The sequence below is a fragment of the Candidatus Kaelpia aquatica genome, assembly GCA_030765335.1.
Taxonomy (GTDB): Bacteria; Omnitrophota; Gorgyraeia; order Kaelpiales; family Kaelpiaceae; genus Kaelpia; species Kaelpia aquatica.
Genome location: JAVCCU010000009.1, coordinates 35,460 through 48,576 on the forward strand (window position 1 = coordinate 35,460; position 13,117 = coordinate 48,576).

Here is a 13,117-nt window from a genome sequence, read left to right on the forward strand (position 1 = left end):
CTCATCACTGCCTCCTTTTCTTAAAAACATAGAACAATCTAACAACTAAAGGTTAAAAAATCAACAAGAGTTTTAAAAAAGACTACTATTAATCAATTGAAATCTAACTTAAGGGGCTCTTGCTTATATCCCTGGAAACCCTCTCTATCTTTAGTTCGCCTCTAGGCTTATTTATGTCATTTGGAATTACAATCTTATTATTTACAAGAGATGCTCCTATAACACTCTCCATCGATTGATGGAACAACCAGCCAGCAGCACCAGTATATCCATTCCAGATCATACGTCCAACTTCGAAATTAGTAAGAATATCGGCTGGCTGCTTATTAGGCTGACCACCATAGATCTCTATCTTCTCCCCTACAACATGACTAATAGGTGTTATCTTACGCCAGAGCCTATAGCTAATAGCTCTATACTTATCGGCTTTCTTGTGGTCACCCAATTTATCAAAACGCTCTACAAGAACTCTGGAAGCTCTTATAAGCCACTGCACACCATGACAATACATTCCATTTTCACGTACCCCTTCAGGATACCTAGAACTCCTCCCAAGGTAAGGCTTGGTATCCTCATGCAATGCCGGCCAACCAAGCAAAACAACATCTTCTTTCTCAAGCACTTCTAATGCAGTATGGAACACTATTAACGACCTTTCTAAATTTACGCCCGACTTAACAGCCCAGGCAGCCGTTAGAGCATCTATCTCCCATACACCGCTATCTTTTATTCCAATCTCTGTACCGTCATCATGAATAGCACGTAAATATCTATCCTCTCTCCAGGTACCTTCAAGAGCGTCCTCAAGTTTCTGCATTTTTTTAAGATAGTGTTCTTTGCGATCATGACCCTCTATTTTTTTAATTATAGGAAGCATGTGTCTTAGGATATAGTAGAGGAAAAACCCAAGCCATACACTCTCGCCCCGTCCTTCGCTTCCTATTTCATCCAGACCGTCATTCCAATCTCCAGTTCTTATTAACGGTATTCCATGTTCTCCCAATCGTTTTTCTAAAATAAGATCTATAGATCTTAAAGCATGCTTATAAACAGATTCTGCTTTTGTTGAACGATGATAGATGTGGCCCCAACCTGTTTTATTGTGCGGCAAATCGGCAAACGGAAACTCTGACCATACATATGATGCCGTCTCATCTAATAACGAGTAATCACCGGTAGTCCTAACATACTCCACGATAGCCCAAGAGAGCCAGAGCGGGTTGTCTGAAGCATGGGAACGACAAGCAAAAGCAGTCCTACCATCAAGCTGAGTAAAGAACCAGTGGTATACATCTCCTTCAAAGAATTGATGAGAAGCATGGATAATAATCTGCTTTCTAGCTAACGCAGGGTCTACCCAGATAAGATTCACAGAGTCTTGAAGCTGATCCCTAAAACCAAAGGCTCCGCTTGTCTGATAAAAACCTCTCCGAGCCCAGATTCTCTCTGCTAAGGCCTGATATTTAAGCCAGTTTTGGTAGTGATCAAACTCGGTTTGATTTGTCTTAACTTCTACCGTTCCTACAAAATTCAACCACCAGTTACGTGTATTATCAAGGCTCTTATTAACATAATCCAAGCTTTTGTATTTTTTGGCTAACCTAAGCGCCTCCTCTCTCTCATCTGTCTGACCAAGGACAAATGCAATCGTACAATCTCCGCCTGCAGGAATATCCAAGGTACTTAAAAAAGCGGCTATCTGCCTATCGTCGCAAAGCTGAGTATTATCAGCTGTACCCTTCTCTACCATAAATGGACGGGTTACACCTCTACCCGAACCAAAAAACCTTCCTCTCTTTGTCTCCACACTCTCAGAAGAGATTGAACTTGAAACAAAAGCCCAGCCTTTACGGAACATATTACGCGGGTTATGGAATAGGAGAACATTATTATCTTTATCATGATTTACCAATAACTCACCTGAGCGTTCAGGCATAAATTCAAGCACCATCTGGAAATAAGGAGCAATACGAAATCTCTTTCTACGGCCACTGTTGTTTTTTATTTTTAAAAGATATACACCTAGAGGGTCATCTGGCGGCACAAATACAGTAAGCTCGGTTGAAATATTCTTTCCTTTCATATGAAACACCGCGCTACCGTCAACGCTGAACTCAGATGTGTTCTTAACACTATTATCGTTAAGCGGAAAATAGGTTGGAGAGTACCAGCTGTCTTCATCTATATCATACAGGTATATTGCCTCTCCAGGAATCTCTCTTGTAACCGTATCAGGCCAGTCTGGAGTCAGGCGGTTCTGTTGAGAGTTGCCGTTACACGATGTATGAAGACCGCGATTTGTGACCATTACAGAATGCCCCACAGAGTTAGACATAGCATGATCATAAGGCCTGGGAGTATAAGGAGTGCGGACTAAAATTTTGTTTCCATTATCCACATATTCAGAATAAGGCTGTGGTGTTCCGGGAAGAATCTCGCCGTGACCGATAAGCAGCTTCTTCTCTCTCTTGGGTTCATAATTTACAGCAGTCTGCTTAGGTTTCAACAATCTCTTCACTAGATCAAGAGCGCCACTGCGGCTCTCCTCATATCCAATCATAAGATGTATAGTTTTAGAAGAGTTGGGATCAAGTTCCACATTAAGCATAAGGCTCCCAATTGGATCAAATGTCGGATAGCAGTCAGTATTCTCGGCTTTCATAAAATCTAAAGTCTCAAGCACTCTTGGATGCCAGATGCTCTGAGCACGACCGATAAAATCCATTCTGGAAAATAGAATACCTTCAGGAGAAACATCTGTTGCTAAAATACCCATAGAGTTAGTACATTTTTGCCAGGATAAAAGCGTGTTAAATCCGCTAATATACTCCATCTGAGGAAATAACCGCGCATACTGAGTATGAAACCTATCATGCAATCCTCCGTTAAGAACCCACTCTAAGTAGGGAACAACTTTCAAACTGCGCTTACTATCTTTAAGATTTTTAATATTTATCTTCCAGATTTCTGCCCTGCTCTCCTGATCAGGTAAAGTTATATCAACAGTTGTTTCAATACCATTTGAAGAATTGACAACTTTAAGAGAATCTAGGTTAGTTTTAATCTTAGAAGGCTTAAACTTATCTTCTGGGAAATTACCTACTACAGGCCAATAGCGCTGTGTGGCATCAGTAGAGTCATCAACTAAATACAGGATCCTACCGCAGGGATCTATGAGATCATAGGACCGCCTGGTAATATCATATTCCGGAGGATAGACGCTGCTCTTTTTGTGGTCAACCTGACTATATATCTCCCCATTCTCCTTAAGAAATGTCCTATATCCAATCTTATTAGCCAGATGATAAGTTTTTACAAATTTCTTTCTTGAACGCCGCCTGAAAGAACGAATTAAAAACGATATTCCGCTAAAAATAAAAATGGCAATAAAGAACATCAGCAGTACTTGAAACAAAGCAATATTTTCTAAGAAAGCAAAGAAATTACCTCCAGCAGAATCACGCATAGCTATTGATTTACTCCAAGCATAATTCCACTCCTGGCCTCTTGGAATATAAAACGGAATTAAAAGAGGCCCCCAAGTACAAAACCTTTTGACCGCTTCTGGGATATAGCGCTGAGCTGTATCCATTTTAATAAACCGCGCAACTTTATCATCGAGCTTATCTAACCCTATAAAACTTAAGTTGACCAACGTTGCAACACGCAGCCCCATATGATCCATCCAGATAAGAACTCGAAAGAAATCAAAAGCAAGTACATATACAAAAAGATTGAGACTCCACTGCCTAAACGCCTGATCTGACATCGTTAAATTGTGGTATATAGCAGAGAGTGTGCGTATAGCTCCATCTTGGTTATACCATGTTGGGTCCGGCATCATCCGCAAGAAGGTAAATATAATTGGCGACATCCATAAACCCCAACGCAGAACATATATCATATGCTCTACAAGCTGAGAGAGACCTTCTCTTGAGAAGAAAAACTTAATCGGCGCTTTATGTTTTTCAAAAAAAGCAAGGAGGAAGACCTTATTGATCGCAAACAACCAAGCGGCTACAGCCCAGTTTATAACTCCGGCAAGCGATTCATCAAACAGCAGCCTAACTCCGCCGCTATAGCTTCCCAAATCTATCCGCCCCCACTTATTGACTAAAGGATATGTAATATATTCAGCGGCTTTAAACCCTGAGCTTGTATATAACTTAAACTTCTCTATAACAACAGGGACCTGTAAAGCATCGAGATAAAAAGCTAACGCACTACCGATAAAAGCACCTAGGATAGCATCGACAAAATACCGTCTCCAGGATTGAATTCGCCCCTGAGATTTAAACTTATAGGAAACATCCCTTAAAATGCTTATCCCTGCAGAGCAGAAAACACCGAGAACTGCACCGAATAGAACCCTATTTGACATATCCCAGTCAATGAAATCATTGCTTAAAGCATAGGCAACTCCTGCTCCTAGAATAACTCCTCTGGCATAAAGCACATGGTCACGATAGTTATAGCGTGCTCTCTGGAAAAAAGGCAGGCTACCATCAAAGGTCTCTATAATGGTTTTAAATAGCGGTAGAGTCAGAGCCCCGATAAAAATCCCTAAAAGAAGAGGGATCTTTTCTGCCGCTAGTTGTAATAAATTAAAATCCAGGAGCAGATAAACTGAATATATAAACCCCATTAGAAGAGCGCTGTAAGCCATGCCCTTTTTTACGCCTGTCTTTACATGTTCAGTCACGCTTTCCCATGAAGGAGCTATCCTGCGTCCATAATCAAGAGCCATTCCCGTTAAGAAATAGATTACTCCCCAGAGTCCTGCAAAAGAAAACATACTAGTCAATATAATCACAGGGATCTTAACCGCTTCAGGTAGAGACCCGACTTTAGCAGTAGAGCCTAAGTTCGCAATTATAGGTGCAATAACAACGCCGATAGAGATAAACAAAATGAAAATATGGAGCTTACGTTTTTTAAGCAGCTCTCTCTTTATAACCAGACTAAAACCATTGGCAGCAGCCTCATTAAATCCAAACACAATAACGACCCTGCCTAAGTATTCTAAAAACACTTCAAATGAAGACAAAATACCCAAGGTGAAAATATCACCTAACTGCCTAAGAAGTATTGGTGTCTGCAAAACCATTAACCAGTTAAGAAGATAGGGCGTTAAGATGATAGAGAATCCTGTAAGAGCCCTGACATGCTTGCCATTAATCGTTAAAGAACGCGCATTGGATACCTGATAAATCAAAAAGATAATAACTGCAATATATTTATTCAGCATCAAAATCTGACCAAAATTAGAAGGGGCAAATAAAATACCGAGCCTGCTCGAAGAAGCAGCCAAAAGCCCAACAATTAAAACATTCTTAAATGCCTGGAGAGGAGTAAGATGCCTGCCTGTAATTGTAAATTTAAGTAGCCCTGCAATAACTGCACCCGCTAAACCCAGACAGAGAAACTCCCAGCTAAAACCCTTGTTCAATGGGCATATTGTACCAAGGTAACATATCCCAAAAGCAACAGCAGTTATTAATGTAAATGTTAATCCATAAAGCAAATCTCTTTTTAACCTAGTAAGAATAGAGACGCTTAAAAGATCGGCCTTAATCTTAGACCCTGCATGCTTCTCTTTAGACCTCCTCCTCAAAAGCTTAATTGCTAAATTAGTAAAAAAACCTATAAAGATACTTAGTAGGAGAACTAAAGCTAACCTAAAGAAAATATAATTTTTATGCAAAAAGCTCTGCTTATAAAACTCAACATCGAAGTATAAAAACCCTTCTAAGGCTTTATCCTCTGAAGCACCTTCGGAGAGAACAGCTTCTTCTGAACTAGAGATAGTGGTTATAACAAAACATACTTCCTTAAGATCGCCTATTGTATTCCAAGCAACCTCCGCCCGAAAACAGTTCCAATCATTCTCAAGATCAAGAGGTATCGACTGCATAGCCCTAGAGCCCTTAATCTCCATCTTTACAGAGACCTCTTCCAGCTGTTTTTTATTAGGCGCCTTAAGGGAGACTCTAACGGCATCTACACTATTCTTGTTTAAGCTGACAGGGTAATCTTTTGTCCATAATCCTACGATAGACCCTTGAGGTAGCCAGTATTTAAACCTTAAGATGTCTTTGCCTAAGGCTTCGTCAAATACTCTATCTGTTGAACCCAGAGCAATGCCGATATTGAACGTTCCTTTTTGATTCGAATCTAGAATACTAAAAGAGTTGTCAACGCTGGAAAATGCTGGCAGAGAGAAGAAGAGTGTTGTTAAAAAAACTGCGATTATTTTTGGACAATAATTACGTTTTCTAAAAATCATCTTTTTTACCATTATAACCCTAAATATCTCAAACAATTAAAACAATCGGATTCCCGGCAACCCTACGCCCCTATTTTAATCAAAGTTTTATGTAGAGTGCAAATTATATAATATGCTTTTAAAAAATGCAACTATAAATACCTGCTTGTCAAGCCAAAGTTAAAATATCCCTTTCTTAGGAAAATCGATTATATCTTTAAGAAGCAAAGGGTGGGAGAAAGTCTGACATTAACATCTGCTGTTTTAATTAAAGACGGGGACGACGGGAATCGAACCCGCGATCACCAGATCGACAGTCTGGGGTCTTAGGCCAGGCTAGACGACGTCCCCGTAAATGAGGTACGAATGCAAATAATAATAGATTTTTTTATATCTGTCAACATCTAACTATTTCAGATTATCCAATATCTGATCTAAGTTTTCAAGTTCCAGCGAAACTTCCTGACCTCTTTTTCTAAGCTCGAACTTGCCTTCTTTTATATAATTAGAACCTACTACTATTTGATATGGAATGCCTATTAAATCTGCATCATTAAATTTATTTCCTGCTCGAATGGTTCTATCATCAAAGATAACCTCTAAGCCAGATTCCTTGAGAAACTTATATATCTCTTTAGATTTCCGAAATATCTCCTCATCATCTATATTTGTAGCTATAATAATCACCTTATAAGGAGCTAGAGCAGAATTCCATATAATGCCTTTAGCATCATTGTTTTGCTCAATAAAAGAAGCTGCTATTCTGTTGATTCCTATCCCATAGCAACCCATGATAATTTCACTGCTCTTCCCTTTACCATCGACAAAGAGAGCCTCAAGAGGTTTACTATAACGATTCCCGAGTTTAAATATATGTCCTATCTCAATCGCGCTCTGAATCTTTAAGGCCTTACCGCATTCAGGACATAAGTCAGACTCTTTAACATTTCTGATATCACAAAATTCATCTATTTTAAAATCCTTACCTTCCGATAAGTTTATTAGATGATAATCTTTTTTGTTTGCTCCTGCAGCAGCACCCGAGATACCTCTAACATCAAAATCAGCAATAATTCTTAACTTTAAGCCTAAAGGACCTGAAAACCCCATATCTGCTCCGGTCTCACTCTTTATCTCAGAAGCTGTTGCCATTCTAAGCTCACTAGATTTAAGTTTTTTACGCAGTTTAGCCTCATTAACATCACTCTCACCTCTCACAACAACAGCAATGAAACCAGTGTCATATCTATATATTATGGTTTTTAACAGCTTTCCAATAGAAACTCCTAGAGCCCTAGAGACATCAGCAATAGAACTAATGCCCGGAGTATAGACCTCTTTAATGGAATCTTCTCGGATCTCTTCTTTTCTAACTACACCCTCTTTTCTCCTTGCAACATCCAGGCTTGCTGCATAATTACAGCCAGAGCACAGCACAACCCTATCCTCTCCGTATTCAGAAGGAGCCATAAATTCATGAGAGACATCTCCCCCCATTATGCCAGGGTCCGCTTCAACGCTAAGATAATTAAGGCCGCATCTTTCAAATATATTACAGTAGGCCTGATAGATCTTTTTATAACTATCATCTAAAGACTCCCAGCTAGCATTAAAACTGTAAGCATCTTTCATAATAAACTCACAAGTTCTTATTACACCGAATCTAGGCCTAGGTTCATCTCTGAATTTAGTTTGGATCTGGTAAAGTATTAAGGGCAGCTGTCTATAAGACTCAACCTCTCCTGAGACCAGCCAGGTTATAACCTCTTCATGAGTAGGACCCAGTATCATATTCTTTCCAGCCCTGTTTTTAAACTGAATCATATCTTCACCTAACGTAGAGAGTCTACCGGTTTTCTGCCAAAGTTCCTCAGGATGTATAGCCGGAAGCAGCAGCTCCTGAGCTCCGGATTTGTCCATCTCCTCTCTCACTATAGCTATAACCTTAAGTAAAGTTTTAAAACCTAAAGGAAGGTAAGAGTAGAGCCCTGAAGCTAAGCGTCTTATCATGCCTGACTTAAGCATCAGCTGATGCGATATAGCCTCCGCATCCTTAGGCACCTCTCTAATTGTCGGCAAAAAACATTCTGAAAATTTCATATCATTTCCCTTACTTCCTGAACCAGAACAGTTATCAAATCAGCTTTATCCAATCTTTTGATCTGCTTCCCTTTTTTAAATAGAATAGCACAGTTTACTCCTCCTGCAATACCTATATCAGCACCCTTAGCTTCGCCTGGGCCATTGACTTCACAGCCCATAACAGCAACTTTTAGCCCCTTCTCTGTCTTTATCTTGATCAGCTCTTCTTTTGCCTTATTAGCCAAATCCAATATATCAATTTGAGCCCTTCCGCACCCAGGACAAGATATAACTTCAATCCCAAACTTACGAAGCCCTAAAGCAGAGAGTATCTCTTTTGCGATTTCAACTTCACGAAAAGTTGAATCAGTAAGAGAGACCCTAATGGTGTCGCCTACTCCTTGCATAAGAAGAGCCCCGATGCCAATACTAGATTTAACAATCGCAGATACTCCCGCCCCTGTTGCAGTAACACCAATATGCAGCGGGTAATCAAACAGAGAGGCCGTCTTCAAATTAGCCAGGTAAGTCTCCATGGCAGTATCAGCTTTAAGGGATAGAAAGATGTCTTTAAAATTTAAACCTTCCATATATTCTAAATACTCCTTAAGCAGCTCTAGCATTGAGTCAACAGAATTATATTTTTTTCTATAAGCTTCTGGGACTGAACCGATATTAATTCCCACTCGAATTGGAATATTATTCCTTTTAGCCGACAATACAACTTCTTCTAAGCCCTCTTTTGAGATATTACCTGGATTAATCCTCACTGCATCTGCTCCCAGCTCTATAGCTGAAAGAGCAAGCTTAAAATCAAAATGGATATCCATCTCAACAGGAAGAAGGCTCCCCTTGATAATCTTCTCTATGAACCCAGCCTCGCCTTCTTCTCTGTATGCAACCCTTATAATCTCAGAGCCCGCTTCTTTTAATTGGGCTATCTCATCTATTATCTGAGAATACTTATCAGGACTCTTTTTGATCATGGTCTGTATAGAGACTGGATTATCTCCTCCAATCTCAATATTGCCAACCCTGACCACCCTTCTTTTTCTCATTTAAAAAATACTCGCATTAAATCAAAATAAGTAAGGTATAAAAAGAGAGAAAGCAATAAACCCATTCCTATCTGAGTAAACCTCTCTTGGACAATAATGGAGACCGGCTTACGGCGAATCTTCTCCATCAGGATAAAGAGAAGATGACCTCCATCTAAGACTGGGATGGGCAACAGGTTAAATATTGCAAGACTAACATTTATTAATGCCATCAGGGAAAGTAAGTAACTGATGCCCATATCGGCCATCTTAGAAGATATATGAACGATACCCACTGGACCTGTGACTGAATCTTTAAGAGATAGCCTGCCAATAACAATATTCAAAATAGCTCTTAGAGTATTAGCAGAGACATTAAAAACAGTTACCGCTGACTCTCTAAGTGACTCATAAGGCCCGTATTTCTTTATAAATACATCTCTATCGTCTGGTAATATACCTAATAATCCTATTACTTTTTTCTGACCGTTTAAATCTAATATCTCATTATCTTTAGTTTTAACTGTATAGCTAAATTCATACTGATCACGCTTTACAGTTATCTTTAGGTCCTGATTCGGCCTTGGATGCACTTCTGCTATTAAATCCTCCCAATTTTTAACCTCCTCACTATCAACAGATATTATCTTATCACCAATCTTTAAACCCGAACTTTGAGCAGGATAACCCTCTTTAAAATCACCTATAGTAGTGCCTGCTGTAGGAAGACCGCTGCTATAAAGTATGAAGAAGAGTATAAAGGCTAGAATATAATTACCGAGAGGTCCGCCTAATACGATCAAGCTTCTCCTGCCAGGAGGTTGAGAAAGAAATTCATTCTTCTCGCCTTTTAGATCCTCTCTAGGGTTTTCACCGGCCATCTTCACATAGCCTCCAAGAGGAATAAGTGAAATCTTATACTCTGTTCCAGATCTTTTAAAAGAGAAAATCTTAGGCCCAAACCCGATCGAAAAAACCTCAACAGTAACGCCCATTCTCTTAGCAACAATAAAATGTGATGCCTCATGCACAAATACAAGAAAACCAAAAGCAATAATAACTAGAATCATATCTTACCAACCTCCTTTATAATATTAGCGGATATCTCTTCTGCATCCCTAAAAACCTCTTCGATATCCCCAAGTGAGCCTAGGTCAAAAACATTATGCCTCTTTACAGCCTCTTCAATAGAAGGAATTATATCCTTGAAGGCTATCTTGGAGCTCAAAAACTCATTGACTATGATCTCATCGACCTTAACAATAAAAGCGGGCAAGCTTCCGCCTTGCTTTAACGCATCATAAGCTATTCTTAAGGCTGGATAACTATCTCTAGCTACCGCTTTAAAGCTCATCTTCTCTAAGCTTCCCCAATCAATTCTCAAGCCTGAATCAAGCCTGTTAGGATGACCCAAAGCATGCGCTATAGGGATTCTCATATCAGGTACAGCCATCTCAGCAAACGTTGTTCCGTCTTTTAGCTCTACCATGGCATGGATAATTGCTTCTGGATGAATTATCACATCTATAACGTCTAAGGAGAGACCGAAGAGATAGCAAGCCTCTATTATCTCAAAGCCTTTATTCATTAAGGTAGCTGAATCTATTGTAATCTTATTCCCCATCTCCCAGCGGGGATGTGAGAGAGCCATATCCAAAGATACGTTCTCTAGCTCTTTATCTGAAAAATCCAAAAACGGCCCCCCAGAACAAGTTAAAAAAACCTTAGATATTTCGCTTTTATCAACCCCCTTAAGAAGCTGATATATCGCATTATGCTCACTATCTAAAGGAATGATTTTAGAGCTGCTCTTTGCTCTTATACTGCTAATAACAGATCCTGCAGCTATTATCGCTTCTTTATTTGCAATGGCCAAATTAATATCGTTCTCCAGAGCGAACATTAACGGCCTTATTGCATCTGTACCGGAAAGAGCCAAAACTAAAAGATCTACCTTTTGATCTGCTGCAAAATTTAAAAAATCATTCTGAGATTTAAAAAACTTAAGAGGAGATCTGCCGATATTTTCAGCTCTGTTTAAAAAAACATTATCTACCTGGAACTCTCGTGCCTGCTGAGTAAGAAGCTCTATATTGCTGTCAGCGCCCAAAGCAACCACATTAAAAAACCCGCCGCTTTTAGCAACTATACTAAGAGTCTGCTTACCAACACTGCCTGTTGATCCTAAAATAGCAATCTTCTTCATTTAATTATAAAATTATGCATATAAATATAATAAAACGGTAGAGCTATCAGGATGCTATCTGCTAAATCCAGCACACCGCCTAGGCCTGGAATAGTCTTACCAGAGTCTTTAACTCCGGCATCGCGCTTAAGAACAGATTCTGATAGGTCACCAAATTGAGCGCATACACCTAGAATAAAACCTATGGCGAGAGCATGATAAAAAGACATTATCCCTAAATAAATAGAGGCTCCATAGGAAACCATCATTGCAAAAACAATGCCGCCAATAAAACCCTCTACAGATTTTTTAGGGCTTACCTTGGGAATTAAAGGATGTCTTCCAAACTTTACGCCAATCAGATAAGCACCTACATCCGTTGCTTTGATTACACAGATATAATATATCACCAGAGCAGTCCCGCTTTGGAGCATTCTAATCTTTATTAAAAATATTGCTGGTATCGTTATATATATTAACCCCAGCATAGTAAGCCCCAAACATAAAGCCGCATCTTTATTGGTCTTTCTTATCATCTGATAAAGGAAGAGCAGTATTAATGCAAAGGAAAGCGGATATATAAGATATTCAAGACCTAGGTTCTCTTTTAAGGATATCGCAAAGAGCAAATATGAGACTATAAAGCCAATGCCGGGATATATGCTGCCGTATTTCTTTGCAACAATTCTATAAAACTCCCAAAGTGCAACCGTAGCCAGCACTATAATTAAGGAGGCAAATATGAAAAATTTGGCAAACATTATAACCCAGAATATAAACAGGAGTATTACTATGCTGCTGATAATTCTTTTCACTAAATTACTATCAAAGAGATCCATATTTTCTCCTACGTTTGTTATAACTTTTTATAGCTCTTATTAAATCTGACTTTCTAAAATCAGGCCATAATCTTGTTGTGGTATAGAGCTCTGCATAGGCTATCTGCCAAAGCAAATAATTGCTAACACGATACTCTCCTGCAGTACGAATCAAGAAATCAGGATCGGGCAAATCAAAAGTATAAAGATAGCTGCTTAGTAAAGATTCGTTAAGCGCTGCAAGTTTAATCTTGTCAGATTTAAAATCACTGGCAACCCTGATTACTGCACTGACAATCTCTTCTCGAGCACCATAGTTGATAGCTAAAGTCAGATTGAGCCTGTTGAAACCCTCTGTATTGTGCATAATCTTCTCTATCTTATGAGGAAGCTCGCCAGGTAGAGCCTTCCAATTTCCGATAACACGCATTCTTATATTCTTCTCCTCTGTAAGTCTAGTTAAATCATTGTCTATTTTTTCCTCCAATAGCTTCATTAGCGCATCAACCTCTTTTTTAGGTCTCTTCCAATTTTCTGTTGAAAAAGTATAGAGAGTCAAATATTCTACCCCTAATTCCAGGCAGTAATCAATTGTTCTTCGAACAGACTTTACCCCCCTACTATGTCCATATCTGCGAGGAAGACCCTTCTTAACAGCCCAGCGACCATTTCCATCCATTATAATCGCTATATGTTTTGGAACATCAGTAATAGAAGTCATGAACGGTTA

At 39.3% G+C, this 13,117-nt stretch carries 7 protein-coding genes and 1 tRNA gene; all 8 read right to left on the minus strand.

Going from position 1 to position 13,117, the window contains the following annotated elements; all coding sequences use genetic code 11:
- Positions 1–103 precede the first annotated feature (103 nt).
- Positions 104–6,298: a hypothetical protein gene (locus P9X27_01465; protein ID MDP8253051.1), complete on the minus strand. Its 6,195-nt coding sequence runs from the start codon at positions 6,296–6,298 to the stop codon at positions 104–106.
- Between the two features lie 242 nt (positions 6,299–6,540).
- Positions 6,541–6,616 (minus strand) — tRNA-Asp (locus P9X27_01470).
- Positions 6,617–6,673: 57 nt separating this feature from the next.
- Positions 6,674–8,365 (minus strand): proline--tRNA ligase, encoded by a 1,692-nt coding sequence (locus tag P9X27_01475; protein MDP8253052.1) that lies wholly within the window; start codon positions 8,363–8,365, stop codon positions 6,674–6,676.
- Positions 8,362–9,405, minus strand: coding sequence for a flavodoxin-dependent (E)-4-hydroxy-3-methylbut-2-enyl-diphosphate synthase (ispG, locus tag P9X27_01480; GenBank protein ID MDP8253053.1), 1,044 nt, complete (start codon positions 9,403–9,405; stop codon positions 8,362–8,364). The genes P9X27_01475 and ispG overlap by 4 nt, the downstream gene beginning before the upstream one ends.
- The gene (gene rseP / locus P9X27_01485; GenBank protein ID MDP8253054.1) at positions 9,402–10,454 is read right to left on the minus strand and encodes an RIP metalloprotease RseP; all 1,053 of its coding nucleotides are present in this window, start codon (positions 10,452–10,454) and stop codon (positions 9,402–9,404) included. The genes ispG and rseP overlap by 4 nt, the downstream gene beginning before the upstream one ends.
- Positions 10,451–11,590, minus strand: coding sequence for a 1-deoxy-D-xylulose-5-phosphate reductoisomerase (gene dxr, locus P9X27_01490; protein ID MDP8253055.1), 1,140 nt, complete (start codon positions 11,588–11,590; stop codon positions 10,451–10,453). Before dxr ends, rseP begins: the two co-directional genes overlap by 4 nt.
- Positions 11,587–12,408 carry a phosphatidate cytidylyltransferase gene (locus tag P9X27_01495; protein MDP8253056.1) on the minus strand — a complete coding sequence of 274 codons (822 nt, stop codon included), beginning with the start codon at positions 12,406–12,408 and terminating at the stop codon, positions 11,587–11,589. The genes dxr and P9X27_01495 overlap by 4 nt, the downstream gene beginning before the upstream one ends.
- The gene (locus P9X27_01500; GenBank protein ID MDP8253057.1) at positions 12,395–13,108 is read right to left on the minus strand and encodes an isoprenyl transferase; all 714 of its coding nucleotides are present in this window, start codon (positions 13,106–13,108) and stop codon (positions 12,395–12,397) included. Before P9X27_01500 ends, P9X27_01495 begins: the two co-directional genes overlap by 14 nt.
- Positions 13,109–13,117: the final 9 nt, after the last annotated feature.